Raw genomic sequence first — 17410 nt, 5'->3', positions numbered from 1 at the left:
ATATGGATTATTACAAAAAAGAAAAATTAAATAATATTGTACTTTTTATAATATTTGTTCTTGGAGTTATTTTGCAATTTGTAGGACATAGAAAAGCAGGCTATGGTCCACTTTTAATTCAATTTGTTTCACTAGCGCTTATGCTTTTAGTTTTGTTTTTATATAATAGAAGACATGTTTAAGGAGGTTTGATATGGCTGGATTAAAATTCGAGCATATTTATAAAATATATGATAATAAATTTACTGCTGTAAATGACTTTAATTTAGAAATAAAAGATGAAGAGTTTATTGTTTTTGTTGGGCCATCTGGTTGTGGAAAATCTACAACTCTTAGAATGGTTGCAGGACTTGAAGAAATATCAAAAGGAAAGCTATATATTGGAGATAGGTTAGTAAATGATATTGAACCAAAAGATAGAGATATAGCAATGGTATTTCAAAATTATGCTCTTTATCCACAAATGACTGTAAAAGATAATATGAGCTACGCTTTAAAAATTGCAAAAGTTCCAAAAGAAGATATAAATAAAAAAGTAAAAGCAGCAGCAGAAGTTTTGGGACTAGAACAATATCTTGATAGAAAGCCTGCAGCTCTTTCTGGTGGTCAAAGACAAAGAGTTGCCTTAGGTCGTGCGATTGTAAGAAATCCTCAAGTATTTTTGATGGACGAGCCTCTTAGTAACTTGGATGCAAAACTTAGAGTGCAAACTAGAGCAGAAATATCAAAACTTCACGAGCAACTTGCAACAACATTTATATATGTAACCCACGATCAAACAGAAGCAATGACTATGGCAGATAGAATTGTTATTATGAATAACGGAGTAATCCAACAAGTAGATACTCCTATAAACGTTTATTCAAAACCAGAAAATCTATTTGTAGCAACTTTCATTGGTTCTCCACAAATGAATTTAATAAGTGGTAAAATAATAAAAGAAGATGACGATTATTATATGGAAAATGAAAATGTAAAATTCCATATTAGTCAAGAAAAAGCATTAAAACTTCAAGATTTAGGTTATTTATCAAAAGATATTGTTTGTGGAATTAGACCTGAGCATATATATGATGGATTTAGAAAAACTAATTCAACATTAATAGGAAAAGTTGATTTTGTAGAATTATTAGGAGCCCAACAATATGCATATATTAAGTGCAAAGAAGAAAAAATTACTTGCGCTTTGAGCGTTGAAAATTTATTGGAAAAGAATAAGGAAATAAAAATATACCTAGACGAAGAAAAAATGCATTTCTTTGATAAAGAAAGTCAAAAAAATATTCTTCTATAAGGAGATTCTAAATGAAAAATGTATTGATAACCGGTGGAGCAGGTTATATTGGAAGCCATGTAGCAGTTGAATTATTAAATAAAAATTATAAGGTTATAGTATATGATAATTTAACAAACTCATCAAAAATTTCTGTAAAAAGAGTAGAGGAAATTACTGGCAAAAATATAATTTTTTATGAAGCTGATATACTTGATGAAAAAAAATTAAGCGAAGTTTTTGAAAAAGAAAATATAGATGTAGTAATCCACTGCGCAGCTTTGAAAGCTGTAGGAGAATCAGTGAAAAAACCTCTAGAATATTATCATAACAATATAAGTGGAACCTTATCCTTATTAAAGATTATGAGAAAATATTCTTGCAAAAATATAATATTTTCATCATCAGCAACAGTTTATGGGGATCCAGAAAAAGTTCCAATTACTGAAGATTTTCCAAAAGGAATTTGCACAAATCCGTATGGTTGGACTAAATCCATGATGGAACAAATTATGACAGATTTACAAAAATCAGATCCCGAATGGAAAGTTGTTCTTTTGAGATATTTTAATCCGATAGGAGCACATGAATCAGGAAAAATTGGAGAAGATCCACAAGGAATTCCAAACAATCTTTTACCATATATCGCTCAAGTTGCTGTAGGAAAACTTGACTATTTGAGAGTTTTTGGAGATGATTATGATACAGTTGATGGAACAGGAGTTAGAGATTACATTCATGTAGTAGATCTTGCAAAAGGCCATGTGCTTTCTGTAGACAAAATTGATAAGCTAGAAGGTGTTTCGATTATAAATCTTGCAACAGGCAATGGATATTCTGTCCTTGAAGTTTTAAAAGCATTTGAAAAAGCATGTGGTAAGAAAATTTCCTATAAAATTGTAGAAAGACGAGAAGGCGATATTGCAAAATGTTTTGCAGATGCAAGCAAAGCTTATGAAGTATTAGGATGGAAAGCAGAAAAAGGCATTGATGAGATGTGCGAGGATTCATGGAGATGGCAATCACAAAATCCTAACGGTTATGAAGAAAAGGAGTAATAATGAATACAACACTAGTAGTTCTTGCTGCAGGAATTGGCTCAAGATATGGACAAGGAATAAAACAGCTTGCAAAAATGGATGACAACGGTTATACCATAATAGATTATTCAATTTATGATGCAATAAAAGCTGGATTTAATAAGGTTGTTTTTATAATTAGAAAAGATATAGAAGAAGACTTTAAAGAAATAATTGGAAATAGAATTGAAAAAATAGTAGAAGTAGAATATGCTTACCAAGATATGGATTTGCCAAAAGGATTTGAAAGTCCAAAAGACAGAAAAAAACCATGGGGAACAGTTGATGCTTTACTATCTACAAAAAATATAGTAAAAGAACCATTTTTAATAATAAACGCAGACGATTATTATGGAAAAGGCGTGTTTAATTCCTTACACGAATTTCTTGTAACAAGCGATAAAAAAATCGACGACAAGCTACAAATAGCTATGGCAGGATATAAATTAAAAAACACCCTATCAGACAAGGGGGCCGTTACAAGAGGAGTATCTATAGGAAACGAAGAAAATAAACTAGTAGACATAATAGAAACTCACGAAATAAAATTAGAAAAAGATGGAAAAATATCAAGCAAAGAAAATCTCGATAGCGATATACTTAATCTAGAAACAACAGTATCAATGAACCTTTGGGCATCATTCCCAGAATTTATTGATATGAGCGAAGATTATTTTATAAAATATCTAGAAAAAAATAAAGAAAATTTAGATTCATGCGAATACGTTCTTCCAGAAATGATAGGAGAGCTAATAAAAGAAAATAAAGCAGATGTAACAATTCTTCCAACAAATGACAAGTGGATAGGAATAACTTACAAAGAAGACCTAGTTCCAGCAAAAAAATCCTTCCAAAAAATGTTCGACCAAGGATTATACCCAGATAATATTTGGGAAAAATAATAAAGAAAAAATTTTAAAATGAACCCTCTTAACTGACTAAAATCAGTAAAGAGGGCAATTTTTTTGATTATATGGGATTATCAAATAAAAATCACGTGAAAAAATAATTTATTAAGAACTAATAAAATATTTTTAAATTTTAAGTAAAAAATCAGCAATAATTAAGAATATTTTAAAAGTTTGGGTATAAGTAAAATGATAAAACTTGGAGGGTGGTATGTTTTTATTTTTTGTATGTTTGATTATTCCTATTTCTTTCTTTTTTATGTATTTTTTCTTAAAGAACAAGGCTTATAAAAAAATTTCTAAGTGGTCTGGTTTTAGAACTAGGCTTTCTATGAAAAATGAAAAAAATTGGGAAATTGGAAATCTTTATGCTAGCAAATTGTCTTTGATTTTTGGGATAATTAGTATGGTTATTACCTTGTTTGTTTTTTACAAATATGATTTGAATGATAAAATTGTTTTGATTTTAGTTGGAATCCAAATTGTTTTTTTGATTTTGATTAGTGTGCTTAGTGAAATAAAATTATATTTTGTGAATAAGAAAGGGAGTGTTTGAAATGATTATTTCATTTTCAAACAGTCCCTATTTGATTTTTATTTTATATTTAATTCTTTATATTCGTAGCCGTTATCTTCTGCTATTCCTTCGTTTGTAACATATCCATCGTAAGTATTAACTGCAGAAATTATTTCTGGAGATTTTTCGCAGGCATTTTTTAGTCCAAGATTTGCTATTGTTTTTACATATTTTGTTGTTGCGTTTGATAGGGCATAAGTTGATGTCATAGCAACTGCTCCTGGAATATTAGCAACAGCATAATGAATTACTCCGTGTTTTACAAAAACTGGATCGGTGTGGCTTGTTGGATGTCCTTTTGTAATATCTGTTGAACCACCTTGGTCGATTGCAACGTCAACTATTACTGAGCCATCTTTCATTTGTTTTACCATATCTTCTTTGATAAGTTGAGGAGCACGTCTTCCTGGAATTAAAACTGTGGATATTACTAAATCTGCATCTTTAACAGAATCTTCAATATTTATAGGATTTGAATAGAGTGTTTCTATTTTATCTGGGAAAATATCTTGTAATCTGCTCAAAGCGTCAATATTTACATCCAAAACTGTAACTCTTGCGCCCATTCCTACAGCAATTCTTACAGCACCAGCTCCAACAGTACCAGCTCCTACAATTACAACGTGAGCAGGTCTTACTCCTGGAACTCCTTGAAGTAAAATTCCTCTTCCGCCTTCAGGCTTTGTTAAATATCTTGCACCTTCTTGAACCGCCATTCTTCCAGCAATTTCACTCATAGGAGCTAGAAGTGGTAATTTGTTATCAAGTTTTAAAGTTTCATAAGCTATGCCTGTAACTTTTTTATCGACTAATTCTTTTGTTAATTCTTCATTACTTGCAAGGTGGAGATAAGTATATAAAATCAAACCTTCTCTTAAATATTTATATTCTTCTTTTAAAGGCTCTTTTACCTTGTAAACAATATCAGATTTTTCCCAAACATCTTTTGCTGAATCGACAATTTTTGCGCCAACATCTTCATAATCTTTATTTGTAATACCAGAATTTAAACCAGCATTATTTTCAATTAAAACTTCATGACCAGCTTTAACTAATTCCGCAACAGCGCCAGGCACAGTTGCAACTCTAGATTCTTGGTCCTTAATCTCTTTTGGTATTCCTATTATCATATTTCCTCCTTATATATTTCGAAATATCTCAATTAAAATATACCCAAATCAAATAAAAAATCAAAAATTTTAATTATTTTTCATTAAAAACAAATTTTTCCAAATAGTAAGCAATTCCATCATCATCATTTGATTTTGTAATAAAATCAGCTTTTTCTTTCATAAAATTAGCGCCATTTTCCATAACCACACCAAGGCCTGCCATCTCAATCATGGTTTGATCGTTCTCCTCATCGCCAAAAGCAATCACATCTTTCATATCCATATCAAAATATTTAGCGATTTCAACAAGACTTTCTCCCTTGCCAATTCCCTTTGGCATAATTTCATAAAAATAAGGAGTAGATTTTACCTGAGTGGTTTTGTTAGAAAATTTATCCATCAATTTTTTTGCATCATCATCAATCAAGTTAGGATCTTGAGAAAATAAAATTTTATTAGGAGCAAAATCCAAACTATAAGCCAAATCATCAATTACTTCATAATGAGTAAAGGCTTTTTGACAAATTTCCTCAAGCTTGTAAGTTTTAGAAGAGCTTGTAATAATTTTATCCTCAGTGTAAATAATATAGTGCATAAAAAGATTTTTTTCGCTAAATTGCAAAATTTCTTTTGCAAGGTCAAAATCCATAGGATGATTAATAATCACATCCTTTGTTTTATAATTAGTAATTCTTCCACCATTAAAATTAGAAATAAGCCCACCATATTTTTCAAATTCCAAAATATCCGCAAAAGGATAAACCCCAAGAGGATCACGCCCAGATGCAATAACAACAATATGACCAAGCTCTTGCGCCTTAATCAAAGCATTTTTAGTTTTTTCAGTAATCTGTCTTTTCGAATTTAACAAAGTACCATCTATATCAACTGCAATAATTTTTTTCATAATTACTCCTTTTCTTTTCATAGTCTAATTATAATAGAGATAGCAATTTATTCAAAAAATAAATTTTATTTTAAAATGAGATTTGATTTAAAAAATTTTGTTCTTGTAACATAAGTTACCGATTAAATATTTTTTATTTTGTATTATAAGAATGTAAGAAAGATAAAAAAAAGAAAGGATTTTATTATGTTTTGTTTTCAATGTCAAGAAACGGCTGGCAACAAGGGCTGTACGAAGGTTGGTGTTTGTGGGAAAAATGAAAATACTGCAAATAGCCAAGATTTATTAATTTATGTTACAAAAGGACTTAGTGAGGTTGTAAATAAAATTGGAGAAGTTGATTCTAAATATTATGATTTAATTTCAAATAATATGTTTGTAACAATTACAAATGCAAATTTTGATGAGGAAGATATTTTAGACAAGGTAGAAGAAACTATAAAGGCTAAGGATAAATTGATAAAAGAAAATAAACTTGAAAATTTATCTGATGCGGCAAAGTATACAAGTGATGATAGGGATGAGCTAAAAAGAAAAGCTATTGAAGTTGGTGTTTTAAATATAATAAATGAAGATGAAAGGTCTTTGGTTGAACTTGTAACTTATGGCTTAAAAGGAATGGCAGCTTATAACCATCACGCAAATGTATTAGGTTATAGAAATGAAGAAGTTGATAAATTTATTGCCAAAACTTTGGAAAAAACTTTAAAAGATGATAAAGATATTAATGATTTAATTGATTTAACCATGGAAACTGGAAAACATGGTCTTATGGCAATGGAGCTTTTGGATAAGGCAAACACAGAAAAATTTGGAAATCCAGAAATTACAGAAGTTGATTTTTCTGCTGGAGATAATCCTGCGATTTTAATTTCAGGTCATGACCTTAATGATATGGAAATGTTACTTGAGCAAAGCAAAGATTCTGGTGTAGATATTTACACTCACTCAGAAATGCTTCCAGCAAATTATTATCCAAAATTCAAAAAATATGACCACTTCCATGGAAATTATGGAAATTCTTGGTGGAGCCAAAATGAAGAATTCCAAAAATTCAATGGACCAATTTTGATGACAACAAATTGTATAGTTCCACTTAAAAAAGATAATGACTATCTTGATAGGTTATTTACAACAGGAAATGCAGGATACCCTGGTGCAAAACACATAGAAGCGGATGAAAATGGCAAAAAAGATTTCTCTCAAATTATTGAGATGGCAAAATCTTGCAAGGCTCCAGAAAATTTAGAAAATACAAAAATTGTTGGAGGCTTTGCTCACAATCAAGTTGAAGCACTTGCAGAAGATGTAGTAAAAGAAATTAAGGCTGGAAATATTAAAAAATTTGTTGTAATGGCAGGCTGTGATGGAAGACACAAGGGCAGATCATATTACACAGAATTTGCTGAAAAATTGCCAGAAGATTATGTTATTTTGACAGCAGGCTGTGCAAAATACAGATACAACAAATTAAATCTTGGAGATATAAATGGAATTCCAAGAGTTTTGGATGCTGGTCAATGTAATGATTCATATTCTTTGGTAAAAACTGCTTTGTTATTACAAGATGCCTTTGGACTTGAATCAGTAAATGATTTGCCACTTGAATTTAATATAGCATGGTATGAGCAAAAAGCTGTAATAGTGTTATTGGCTTTGTTAAGTCTAGGAGTAAAAAATATTCATCTTGGACCAACTCTCCCAGCATTTTTGTCAGAAACAGTTGTGAATTTCTTGGTAGAAAATTTTAATATTTCGCCAATTACAAATGTAGAAAAAGATTTGGAAATAATTACTGCATAAAAAGAAAAAATAAATTTATATACGTTTAAAAATATTTCCCCAAAATTTAAAAATTTTTTTGGGGAATTTTTTATTTTGAAATTAAAATTTAATTAAATATTTTGGAAAATTTTTTAAATCAAATTTGGAAAAAGTTTTCATTTATGTTAATATAATTTAGAGAGGTAATATGTATTATATTGGTATAGATATTGGATCAACTGCTAGTAAGTATGTTGTCCTAAATAATGAAAAAAATGAAATACTTTATAAAGAAGTTATAAGCAGCGGATGGAATAGCAAAGAAACTGGCAGAAAAATAATCAAAAAGCTAGAAGATTTGGGATATGAAAGAAAAGAAAGTCATATCACAGCTACAGGTTATGGTAGAATTGCCGTAGATTTTGCTGATAAAATTATTACAGAAATTACTGCCCACGGCAAGGGCGCACATTTTTTGGGATCAAAAGATAGAACTATAATCGACATTGGCGGACAAGATACAAAAATAATTGTCCAAAACGAAGATAGGGTTGTGGATTTTTTGATGAATGATAAATGTTCGGCTGGAACTGGGAAATTTTTGGAAGTTATGGCAAATAGGCTTGGTCTTGATTTGAAAGAATTTTTTCAAATGGCAAAGAAAGGCAAGGACATAGAACTTTCTTCAACTTGCACAGTTTTTGCAGAATCTGAAGTTGTTTCTTTGATGGGCAAAGGAACAAAAAGAGAAGATATTGCAAGCGGGGTTATAAATTCTATTGTTTCAAAAGTTTCAAAACTTGCTCAAAAAAAATCTGATACTGATGGATATTTTCTTACTGGTGGTTTTTCAAATAATGAATACATAATGAAAGCTTTGGAAGAAAAACTTAACAGTAGTGTTAAAAGCCATCCCGATGGCAGATTTGCGGGAGCGATTGGAGCTGCTATTTTATGAAGATAAAACTAGAAGATTTGAGAAGAGAAGCCTATGTGGATGCAATTTATGCAAAAATGGAAAATGACAATGTAGTTGGAGTTTTTTCAGATAAGTTTGATGCTCTCTTAATCTCTTATGGTTTTATTGTTTACCCAATTATTGGGCTTGATAGTTATGTATTTGATTACTACAAATTAGAAAATGTATGTGATCCAATTAATTCAACAATTGCCTATCTAAAAACCAAAAAATGCCCCTTGATATATTCTTCAAAATTTTTTGTTCTTGATGATTATTGCAAGAAATTTAATGAGTATTTGGAAAAAAATACGGACAAAGATGTGGTTTTCGAAAATGAACTAAAAGATTATCTTGAAAAATTGGAAGATAGAAATTTTGATGAAAAAATATATTTTGAAAGTCTTAAAAAAATCGAAAAAATTAATCAGATATTAAGAGATTTACAAGAAAGTGATATTAGTGGGACTTTGCTTTATAAATTAGAATTTTACATAAGATTTATTAAAAACTTAGATGATAGGATTTCATTTTTATTGGATATAAAATCCGAATATAAAAAGAAAAACATAAAAAGAAAAATTATAAAAGCAACTTGTCCATTTGCAGTAAGTGATATTATTGATAAAAATATTTGTGAGAATTATAAAATAAGTAAATCAAAAAACCCAGACTTTGCTTTCAAAAATTGTATCTATGAGGCAGAAAAAATTTTAACTTATGAGGAGATATAAAATGGATAAAAATCATAAAATGTGGGACGATTTGAGTATGGATCTTGATAAGCACGATTTGTTGTGCGAAGTTTTACCACAAGCTTTTGGGGATGTTTTTTTATCACAAGAAAACAGACCAGAAAAAATGGATTATTTTAATGCAGTTACAGCAGACATTCACGGAGTAAGACCTGCTGAATTGATTGAGGCTCAAAAAAATGGACAAAAAGTTATAGGAAGTTTTTGTATCCACGTTCCAGAAGAAGTTGTTTGGGCAGCAAATGGAATTTCTACAGGACTTTGCTCAGGATCACAATTTTGGGTTCCAGGTGGAGAGAAAAAATTGCCAACAGCAACTTGCCCTTTGATAAAAGCATCACTTGGCGCAAGATTTGATAGAACTTGTCCATTTTTTAGAATAGCAGATTTATTTGTTGGAGAAACAACTTGCGATGGCAAGAAAAAAGCTTGGGAAATTTTGGCAGAAGATGCCCCAATGTATATAATGGATATTCCACAAATGAAAAGGGACGAAGATTTCCAAAAATGGGAAAAAGAAATCAAATTATATATTGATAAATTAGAAGAATTAACAGGAAATAAAGTAACAGCAGAAAGTTTGCACGATGCAATTGTAATGATAAATAACAAAAGACGTGCAATGCAAAGACTATACGATTTTAGAAAATTAGATAATGTGCCAATTTCAGGAAGAGATACACTTTTAATTACACAAATTTCATTTTTCGATGATCCAGTAAGATTTACACAAAAAGTAAATGAACTATGCGATGAACTTGACAAAAGAGTTAAAGAAAATGTATCTGTATTTAAAAAAGGAACAAAAAGAATTCTTCTTACAGGAACTCCACTTTCAATTCCAAACTGGAAACTTCATCAAATAATCGAAACAAACGGTGGAGCAGTTGTTGGCGAAGAATTGTGTACAGGAATTAGATATATAGAAAATCCAGTAGACGAAACAAAGGGCGATTTGGATACAGAAGTTAAAAATCTTGCACAAAGATATTTGGGAAGTATAAATTGCGCTTGCTTTACACCAAACACATCAAGAATTGACGATATTATAAGACTTTATCACGAATACAATGCCGACGGAGTAATCGACATCAACCTTAAATTCTGTAATATTTACGATACAGAAGGATATTTTGTAGAAAAAAGATTAAAAGAAGAAAATATTCCTTGCATTGGAATAGAAACAGACTACACAGACGAAGATGCAGAACAATTAAAAACAAGAATTGGTGCATTTATAGAAATGCTTGACTAATGAAATATTTTATTTTAGTAGAAAATGCAATGATTGCGACAGAGCTTTTAGAAATTTTAAGAAAAGAAAAAATAAAAGCAACCCTTGCGCCAACACCAAGACAGGCTAGCCATCCTTGTGGAGTATCAGTTTATCTATACAATAAGGAAGATTTAGAAAAAATTGAGCCATTGGCGAAAGAAAATAAGATAAAAATTGATGAAATTTTTGAATCAAATGTAGATTTTAATACAAAAAGAAATAAATTTTTATAAGCAAAAAGCGATGAAGAAAAAACTTCATCGCTTTTTAATTTGAAAAAAATTAATAAAAGATATAATTTTAGTAGAGGTGGAAAATGAATTTAAGACAAATACCAATTTTTAAAAATTTATCAGAAAAAGATTTAAAAATTTTACAAGAAAAAATAAAAATTGAAGAAAAAATTTATGAAAAAGATTCATATATTTTTAATCAAGGCGAAATAAAAGAAGATTTATATTTTTTAATAGAAGGTTCAATTCTAGTCGCAAAATTCGATTCAAATGGCAAAAGATCTATAATTCAAACATTTAATCAAAAAGCAATTTTTGGAGAAGTTTATGCTTACCTAAAAGAGCCTTACGATTTTTCAGCCTATGTTCAAAAAAAATCAAAATTAATAGTGATAAAAGAATTTAGAAATTTAATTAATGAAACTATGCCAAAATCATTTTTGATAAATTATATAGATTTAATTAGCAAAAAATGTCTTGTTTTAAGTCAAAAAAATCAAATAACAAATCAATTTACCCTAAGACAAAAAATAGGAAATTATTTATTGATAGAAGAAAATGATGGCAAAATTATTTTAGACCAAACGAGAGAAGAACTAGCAGATTTTCTAGCAACAACAAGACCATCCCTTTCAAGAGAATTATCAAATATGGCAGATGAAAATATAATAAAAATAAAAGGAAGAGAAATTTATATTTTGGACAAGGACTTGTTGAAAAATTTATTGTAAAAAGTTTATTTTTATACAAAATATTTTATTTTGTTGCTGTAATCTGATATAATAATAAAAGAAATTAAAATATTTTAAAAGGAGGTCTGCGATTTTATCGCAAGTAAAATGAAAAAGAAAAATATACAAAAAATAGCTTTGATAATGGCTCTTTCAAGCACATTTATAATTAATGGAGCAAATAAAGCTATAGCTGATGATAACGTTTATAATGATCCTGCAACCATCGAAAATCCTTCTACTGAAAAAGATACAAAGGCAAAAACTTACGAACAAGCAAAAGAAAATTACGATAAGGCAAAAGACAATCTCGATAAAGAAGAAAAAAATCTAGAGCAAAGCCAAAAAGATTATGAAAATTCCAAAGAAGAAGAAAAAAATCTTGAAAAAGAAAATAAAAATTTGGAAGAAGAAAATAAAAAGGCAAAAGAAGATTTAGATTCAACAGTAGAAGATTATAAATCTCAAAAAGAAAAAGATTTAGAAAGTGTAAAAAATGAAAAAGAAAAAGCCGAAAAAGATTTAAAAGAAAAAGAAGAAAAATCAAATAAGGCAAAGGAAGATCTTGATAAGGCAGATGAAGAAGAAAAGAATGCCAATGCTGACTTTGAAAAAGAAAAAGAAAAAAATCCAAATGCTGAAGAAAGTTTAAAAGATGCCGAAAATAAGAAAAAAGAGGCAGAGGAAAAACAAGATCAAGCTCAAAAAGATTTGGATGAAAAAAGTGAAAGTCTAAAGCAAGAAGAAGAAAAACTAAGTTCACTTAAAAAAGAACAAGAAAATTTGCAAAATAAGCTTGATACAGCAAATGAAGAATTGGCCAAGATAAAAGATGAAGAAAATAAAATATCAAACGAAATAGATAAGATAGAAAAATCTATTGGCGAAGTAAGCGAAGATAGCCAAAGCTACAAAGATTTACAAAGTAAGTTAGGAGAAAAAGAGCAAGAACTTAAAGAAATAGAAGCAAATCTTGAAGCAACAAAATCAGATAAAAAATCTATTGAAGATAAAATGTCAAAACTTCAAAAAGATATAGAAAATCTAAAAAAAGAAAATGAAGAATTTAGCAAAAAACTTGATGATTTAAATAAGGAAAAATCACAAAAAGAAGAAAGCAAAACTGAAAAAGAAAATAAGCTGAATGAAGACGGTACTAAGATAGGAAATCTTTCCAAAGAAAATGAAAATTTACAAAAAACAATAGATGAAGAAAAGAAAAATATAGAAAATCTTAATGCTAACAAAACTGAAAAAGAAAATTCTATTAAGGAAAAAACTGCCGAAAAAACAGAGCTTGAAAAAAATCTTAACAGCAAAAAAGAAGAACTAAAAAAATTGGAAGATTCTTTGAAGACTGTAAGCGAAGAAGAAAAACAAAAAGCAAAAGAGCAATGGGACAAAGGCTCTGTAGGATTTTTTGAACAAAACAAATCACAAAAAGCTCTTGATGTATTTACAAAACTTCCAAACAATCAAAGGGCTAAAGAAATTGGTCAAGAGTATTTGAATGCAAATAAAAATATGTCATCTGATGATTCTAGAAGTCTTGAAAATATGAAAAAAGCTATTGAGGCTTTAAAAGTTGTTAATGAAAAAAGACAAACTGATGGTGGAATTGATGGAAGAAAATTAAGTGTTCTAAAAATCAGCGATTTTGATATGGCAGTTGCCCAAGCAAATGCGAATTATTCAGCTAATAAAATCGAACATGCAGGAATTCATAAACCACCTTTTGAAAATTTATCATGGGGAGGATCTGACAAAGGACAAGCAGCAATTCAAGGCTGGTGGGATCAAGAAAAAATTTTATTTGATTATTTGAGAAAAAAAGGCTGTAAAAGTAGAGAAGAAATGGGAAACTATATAGCTTTACACAGCGACGAAATATTTAAAGATACAGGAATATCAAAAGATTTTCAACAAGTAGGACACTATACAAATCTAGTAGATGATTTAATGTGGGGACAATTTAAATTTGGAGATTCTAATACATCTGGATATGCTATAAGACCAGGAATGTTTGGATACGTTCAATCTCTTCAATTAAATTATACTAAAGATAATGAAGCTCATTCTATAGAAGAATACGAAAAAAAATTCAACGATTATTGCACAAATCTTCAAAATTTAATGAATGGAATAAAAACTCCTAGCAAAGAAGATTTGGCAAAAATTGAACAGCTAAAAAAAGAAATTGATGCTTTAGAAAAACAAATTGCAGCTAAAAATTCTGAGCTTGAAAAAGAAAAGGAAGACCTACAAGCTATAAATCAAAATCTAGAAAATAAGAAAAATGAAAATCAAGAAAGAATTAATAAACTTGAAGCAAATAAAGAGGAAATTCAAAAATTAGAAGAAGAAAAGATAGCCTTAGAAAGTGAAATAAATAATTTAACAGCAGAAATTAATGAGCTTGATAATGAAATTGCAAATCACATAGATTCTAATAAGGAATACGGAGAAAAATTAAAAAAATTAGAAAATGATTTAGCTAGTACAAATAAAGAACTTGATGATAAAAATAAGGAAATAAAAACACTAGAAGATACAAAAACAAAAGCAGAAGAAGAAAAAAATAATCTTCAAAATCAAATTTTAAACTTAAATGAGAAAAGAAAAACTTTAGAAAATAATTTGAAAGCTAAAGAAAAAGAATTAGAAAACAAAAAATCAGAAGAAAATTCTAAAAATGAAGAAATAAATAAATTAAATGAAGAAACTAATAAGCTAAATGATAATATAGAAAATACAAATAAAAATATAAGTGATTTAAAAGATAAAAAAGATGAAGCGGCAAAGGCTCTTGCAGAGGCTAGCGAAGAATTAAAATTAGCAAATGAATTATTAGAACAAAAAAATCAAGAATTTGAAAGTTATTCTACGGCAAAAGAAAATCTAGCTAGGGCAAAAAGAAAAGTAAAAGCTATGAAAAAAGTTTTTGAAGATTTAAAAAAATCAAAAGAAGATGCCGAAAATAATTTAAAATTGAAAAATGAAAATTTAGCAAAGGCTGAGGCTGATTTTGAAATTGCTCAAAATATAGATTTAAATAATCCACAAAGTTATGAAAATATTGAAGAAATAAATAAAAAGGTAAAGGCAAAAGAAAATGCTCAAATTGCTTTGGATAAGGCAAAAGAAAATCTTGATAGACAAAAAGAAAAAACAAATAAATTAAAAGATGAATTTGACGAGGCTAAAAAAAGATACGCAATGGCTCTTGCAGATTTCAATTTTGCCCAAAAAGATTTGGAGAGATTTATGGCTGTAAATATAAATCTTGATCTTGATGGAGGAGATTTAAATGGAGTTTTGGGAAATGTATTAATAAAAGGACAAAGAAATACAAAATATAAACTACCAAAACCAATGAAAAAAGGATTTAAATTTTTGTATTGGAAAAATGGAGATAAAATTTATTATCCAAATTCTGAAATTTATTTAGAAGATAATATTAATTTAAAAGCTTATTGGCAAGAATTAAAAGAAACCAAAGAAAAAGTACAAAGACCTAAACAAAAAATAAAAACAAAGGATAATCAAAGCAAAATAAAAATCGAAAGTCCATCAACAAATAATCCAAAAACAGGAGTGGGAAATAAAATATCCATAATTCTAACAAGCTCACTAAGCGGATTATTGTATGCTTTATTAAGAAAAAGAAATAAAAAATTGAAAAAATAAAACTACCAGCAAAAAAACTGGTAGTTTTATTTTTTATTTATATATATTTTAGGTAAATTAAGCGTTTATAACAGTTTATATTTATTTATGTAATCTGTAGTCGATTGAATTTTTTTTTAAAAAAAATTTAATATTTTTCTATAAAAAAAACGCCCCGATAAAGGGACGATATAAACGTGTTGCCACCCTAATTCGCAAAATAAATTTTGCCTCATTAGTAAGACTAAAACGCAGTCAACGGGAAGCTTATGTATTATACTTCCAACTCCAAGCCTCTATTCAATTAAAAATATCATAGTTTCTTTCAGCAAACGAAACCTCTCTGGGATTAATATTTTTTAATTTACTAAACTCTTCTTCGTATTGATAAGATAATACCATGTTTTTTACACTTTGTCAAATATATTTATAAATATTTTAATATTTCACTTTTAGAGTGCAGCAAAGATTTTTTGATTTTTATAAAAATAATTGAATTTTTAAAATTAAAAACTCTTATAAATTAATTTAAGAGTTTTTCCTATAAATTTTCTACCAAATTTTTAATTTTATCTCTAAATTCTTTTGCGATTTTTATATCGAAATTTTCGCCGGCTGTTTGGAAGTAGTGGTTTAATTCTTTTACTGATTTTGCTATTTCTGGATTTTCTTTGCCACTTTCTTCTTTTATTTTGCTTGCTTTTTCTAAGTAGGTATTTATTTCTTCTACGACTTGCATTGTTTTGTGTTCTTGGTCGTTTTCTTCTAGTAAATATCTAAGTGTCCATTTTATATTTGTTGGAGTGATTGCTGCTTTGTGTTCTATCACAATGCCGTTTTCTCTCATTTTATCTATAAATGGAAACAAATCATTTTCTCCAAAGTCTTTAAAAAACGCAAAGGTAAAATCAAAATCTTTTATATATTCTCCCTTGGATTCTATTTTTTCAAATCCATCAATTTCTGCAAGATAGCCAACTTTTTGGTCAACATTTTCCATGCCAATTATTTTTAATTTTACATTTTCTTTATTGCATAAAATTCTTAATTTTTCTTTTTCTATATCGTTAGCATTAAATAAAATTATTAAAGCCATAAAATCTCCTTTTATTTTAATTATTATTACTATACCCAAAAAGTTATTTTGCTCACTTTTGGGTATAATATAATAAGAGAAAAATTTGGGGAGAGATTTATGAAAGATTATAATTATGAAAATACTAGAATAAAAGAAATTAATAAATTACTTGATGAGGCGAGAGAAGCCCTTGGAGTTTTGCAAAGAGCAAGTATAAGAGTGGGAAAGGCGTCTGATTATTCTATTACTGGTCTTGTTGGACGAAATATTGTTGGAGATTTTTTAAGATCAAATAAAAATAATGTAATTAATAAATCGATTGATAGAAGTCAAGATGTTTTATTAAAACTTCATGCTGACTTATTGATTTTTGATCCAAATCTTGCAAGTATTCTTGATCTTCCTTATAAGCTTAGCGAATTTTCAAGACCTAGAAATGCTCTTTCTGATATGAAATTAAGGATTGATATGAGAAAAAAGAAATTGGATATTCAAAAATCCGAAAAAAAACTTATCACCCTTATTAAAAAACTTACTAAGGAAAAATCTAAGGAAATAAATAAAATCAAAAGAGATATTGAGCTTAAATCTTTTGAAAATTAAATATTTTGGGATAATATCACCTTTTTACTTATTTATAAGTAGGAGGTGATTTTTTTATGGAAAAAATTTTTAAAGGAGAAAGTATGGATAAATTTAAGGACTTAGTAAAAATCTTTTTTACTATTTTTGGCTCTTTAATAGGATTTTTTCTTGGAGATTTGGATATTTTCATTTACTCTCTTACAGCTTTTGTAATTTGCGATTATGTTTCAGGAATTATAAGGGCGGGATTTGAGAGAAAATTATCATCAAAAATAGGTTTTAAAGGGATTTTGAAAAAAATTATGATTTTTATAATAGTAGGAATTGCAAATATTTGCGATAAAAATTTGATTAAGAACCAAGCTATGATAAGAAGTTCGATAATATTTTTTTATATTGCAAATGAGGGACTTTCAATTCTTGAAAATGCTCTTGCTATGGATTTGCCAATTCCTAAAAAATTAAAAATACTTCTTGAACAATTCAAAGAAGAAAAATAAAAGATTTA

At 28.4% G+C, this 17410-nt stretch carries 17 protein-coding genes and 1 other annotated feature; of the genes, 14 read left to right on the top strand and 3 right to left on the bottom strand.

Annotation, left to right across the window (positions count from 1 at the left end; translation table 11 throughout):
* Positions 1-2 precede the first annotated feature (2 nt).
* From HMPREF0078_RS06000 to HMPREF0078_RS05980, 5 genes are all read left to right on the top strand, one after another.
* Positions 3-182 carry a DUF6903 family protein gene (locus tag HMPREF0078_RS06000; protein ID WP_004839238.1) on the top strand — a complete coding sequence of 60 codons (180 nt, stop codon included), beginning with the start codon at positions 3-5 and terminating at the stop codon, positions 180-182.
* Between the two features lie 11 nt (positions 183-193).
* On the top strand, positions 194-1294 hold the full coding sequence (locus tag HMPREF0078_RS05995; RefSeq protein ID WP_004839237.1) for an ABC transporter ATP-binding protein: 1101 nt from the start codon (positions 194-196) through the stop codon (positions 1292-1294).
* Between the two features lie 11 nt (positions 1295-1305).
* Positions 1306-2331, top strand: a complete 1026-nt coding sequence (galE, locus tag HMPREF0078_RS05990) for a UDP-glucose 4-epimerase GalE (protein WP_004839236.1) — start codon at positions 1306-1308, stop codon at positions 2329-2331.
* A 2-nt stretch (positions 2332-2333) separates the two neighbouring features.
* The gene (locus HMPREF0078_RS05985) at positions 2334-3254 is read left to right on the top strand and encodes a nucleotidyltransferase family protein (RefSeq protein ID WP_004839235.1); all 921 of its coding nucleotides are present in this window, start codon (positions 2334-2336) and stop codon (positions 3252-3254) included.
* 217 nt (positions 3255-3471) lie between these two features.
* Positions 3472-3816, top strand: coding sequence for an SdpI family protein (locus HMPREF0078_RS05980; RefSeq protein WP_039920571.1), 345 nt, complete (start codon positions 3472-3474; stop codon positions 3814-3816).
* 38 nt (positions 3817-3854) lie between these two features.
* Here the strand turns inward: HMPREF0078_RS05980 and ald are convergent, their stop codons facing one another.
* Both ald and HMPREF0078_RS05970 read right to left on the bottom strand, forming a co-directional pair.
* Entirely contained in the window at positions 3855-4967 is a 1113-nt protein-coding gene (ald, locus tag HMPREF0078_RS05975) for an alanine dehydrogenase (protein WP_004839233.1), read from the bottom strand.
* A gap of 73 nt (positions 4968-5040) precedes the next feature.
* A complete protein-coding gene (locus tag HMPREF0078_RS05970) occupies positions 5041-5856 on the bottom strand; it encodes a Cof-type HAD-IIB family hydrolase (protein ID WP_019118420.1) in 816 nt (271 codons plus the stop codon).
* A 186-nt stretch (positions 5857-6042) separates the two neighbouring features.
* On the opposite strand from HMPREF0078_RS05970, the gene hcp reads away from it, so the two are divergent.
* The 7 genes from hcp to HMPREF0078_RS05935 all read left to right on the top strand — a co-directional run bounded on the left by hcp (position 6043) and on the right by HMPREF0078_RS05935 (position 15260).
* On the top strand, positions 6043-7659 hold the full coding sequence (gene hcp / locus HMPREF0078_RS05965) for a hydroxylamine reductase (RefSeq protein ID WP_004839231.1): 1617 nt from the start codon (positions 6043-6045) through the stop codon (positions 7657-7659).
* A 169-nt stretch (positions 7660-7828) separates the two neighbouring features.
* The gene (locus HMPREF0078_RS05960) at positions 7829-8578 is read left to right on the top strand and encodes an acyl-CoA dehydratase activase (protein WP_004839230.1); all 750 of its coding nucleotides are present in this window, start codon (positions 7829-7831) and stop codon (positions 8576-8578) included.
* Positions 8575-9312, top strand: coding sequence for a hypothetical protein (locus tag HMPREF0078_RS05955; protein ID WP_004839229.1), 738 nt, complete (start codon positions 8575-8577; stop codon positions 9310-9312). Before HMPREF0078_RS05960 ends, HMPREF0078_RS05955 begins: the two co-directional genes overlap by 4 nt.
* 1 nt (position 9313) lies before the next feature.
* Entirely contained in the window at positions 9314-10588 is a 1275-nt protein-coding gene (locus HMPREF0078_RS05950; RefSeq protein WP_039920570.1) for a double-cubane-cluster-containing anaerobic reductase, read from the top strand.
* The gene (locus HMPREF0078_RS05945) at positions 10588-10842 is read left to right on the top strand and encodes a DUF3343 domain-containing protein (protein WP_004839227.1); all 255 of its coding nucleotides are present in this window, start codon (positions 10588-10590) and stop codon (positions 10840-10842) included. The genes HMPREF0078_RS05950 and HMPREF0078_RS05945 overlap by 1 nt, the downstream gene beginning before the upstream one ends.
* Positions 10843-10925: 83 nt before the next feature.
* On the top strand, positions 10926-11573 hold the full coding sequence (locus tag HMPREF0078_RS05940) for a Crp/Fnr family transcriptional regulator (RefSeq protein WP_004839226.1): 648 nt from the start codon (positions 10926-10928) through the stop codon (positions 11571-11573).
* 108 nt (positions 11574-11681) lie between these two features.
* On the top strand, positions 11682-15260 hold the full coding sequence (locus HMPREF0078_RS05935) for a coiled-coil domain-containing protein (protein ID WP_004839225.1): 3579 nt from the start codon (positions 11682-11684) through the stop codon (positions 15258-15260).
* Between the two features lie 158 nt (positions 15261-15418).
* Positions 15419-15628, bottom strand: a binding site (T-box leader).
* A gap of 152 nt (positions 15629-15780) precedes the next feature.
* Here the strand turns inward: HMPREF0078_RS05935 and HMPREF0078_RS05930 are convergent.
* Entirely contained in the window at positions 15781-16335 is a 555-nt protein-coding gene (locus tag HMPREF0078_RS05930) for a DUF3783 domain-containing protein (protein ID WP_039920569.1), read from the bottom strand.
* Between the two features lie 99 nt (positions 16336-16434).
* Here HMPREF0078_RS05930 and HMPREF0078_RS05925 point away from each other — a divergent pair, with 99 nt between their 5' ends.
* The gene (locus tag HMPREF0078_RS05925; RefSeq protein ID WP_004839223.1) at positions 16435-16920 is read left to right on the top strand and encodes a coiled-coil domain-containing protein; all 486 of its coding nucleotides are present in this window, start codon (positions 16435-16437) and stop codon (positions 16918-16920) included.
* A gap of 83 nt (positions 16921-17003) precedes the next feature.
* Positions 17004-17402: a phage holin family protein gene (locus tag HMPREF0078_RS05920; RefSeq protein ID WP_039920734.1), complete on the top strand. Its 399-nt coding sequence runs from the start codon at positions 17004-17006 to the stop codon at positions 17400-17402.
* The last annotated feature ends 8 nt before the right edge of the window (positions 17403-17410 follow it).

This window comes from Anaerococcus vaginalis ATCC 51170 (genome assembly GCF_000163295.1).
Classification (GTDB): Bacteria; Bacillota; Clostridia; order Tissierellales; family Peptoniphilaceae; genus Anaerococcus; species Anaerococcus vaginalis.
The sequence above is the reverse complement of the archived record's forward strand: the minus strand, read 5'-3'. Positions and strand labels throughout refer to the sequence as shown.

What these genes read in the sequence shown, in the direction of transcription:
- HMPREF0078_RS06000 (WP_004839238.1), top strand. Translation starts at nt 3, where the DNA reads ATGGATTATTACAAAAAAGAAAAATTAAATAATATTGTACTTTTTATA.
- HMPREF0078_RS05995 (WP_004839237.1), top strand. Translation starts at nt 194, where the DNA reads ATGGCTGGATTAAAATTCGAGCATATTTATAAAATATATGATAATAAA.
- galE (WP_004839236.1), top strand. Translation starts at nt 1,306, where the DNA reads ATGAAAAATGTATTGATAACCGGTGGAGCAGGTTATATTGGAAGCCAT.
- HMPREF0078_RS05985 (WP_004839235.1), top strand. Translation starts at nt 2,334, where the DNA reads ATGAATACAACACTAGTAGTTCTTGCTGCAGGAATTGGCTCAAGATAT.
- HMPREF0078_RS05980 (WP_039920571.1), top strand. Translation starts at nt 3,472, where the DNA reads ATGTTTTTATTTTTTGTATGTTTGATTATTCCTATTTCTTTCTTTTTT.
- ald (WP_004839233.1), bottom strand. Translation starts at nt 4,967, where the DNA reads ATGATAATAGGAATACCAAAAGAGATTAAGGACCAAGAATCTAGAGTT.
- HMPREF0078_RS05970 (WP_019118420.1), bottom strand. Translation starts at nt 5,856, where the DNA reads ATGAAAAAAATTATTGCAGTTGATATAGATGGTACTTTGTTAAATTCG.
- hcp (WP_004839231.1), top strand. Translation starts at nt 6,043, where the DNA reads ATGTTTTGTTTTCAATGTCAAGAAACGGCTGGCAACAAGGGCTGTACG.
- HMPREF0078_RS05960 (WP_004839230.1), top strand. Translation starts at nt 7,829, where the DNA reads ATGTATTATATTGGTATAGATATTGGATCAACTGCTAGTAAGTATGTT.
- HMPREF0078_RS05955 (WP_004839229.1), top strand. Translation starts at nt 8,575, where the DNA reads ATGAAGATAAAACTAGAAGATTTGAGAAGAGAAGCCTATGTGGATGCA.
- HMPREF0078_RS05950 (WP_039920570.1), top strand. Translation starts at nt 9,314, where the DNA reads ATGGATAAAAATCATAAAATGTGGGACGATTTGAGTATGGATCTTGAT.
- HMPREF0078_RS05945 (WP_004839227.1), top strand. Translation starts at nt 10,588, where the DNA reads ATGAAATATTTTATTTTAGTAGAAAATGCAATGATTGCGACAGAGCTT.
- HMPREF0078_RS05940 (WP_004839226.1), top strand. Translation starts at nt 10,926, where the DNA reads ATGAATTTAAGACAAATACCAATTTTTAAAAATTTATCAGAAAAAGAT.
- HMPREF0078_RS05935 (WP_004839225.1), top strand. Translation starts at nt 11,682, where the DNA reads ATGAAAAAGAAAAATATACAAAAAATAGCTTTGATAATGGCTCTTTCA.
- HMPREF0078_RS05930 (WP_039920569.1), bottom strand. Translation starts at nt 16,335, where the DNA reads ATGGCTTTAATAATTTTATTTAATGCTAACGATATAGAAAAAGAAAAA.
- HMPREF0078_RS05925 (WP_004839223.1), top strand. Translation starts at nt 16,435, where the DNA reads ATGAAAGATTATAATTATGAAAATACTAGAATAAAAGAAATTAATAAA.
- HMPREF0078_RS05920 (WP_039920734.1), top strand. Translation starts at nt 17,004, where the DNA reads ATGGATAAATTTAAGGACTTAGTAAAAATCTTTTTTACTATTTTTGGC.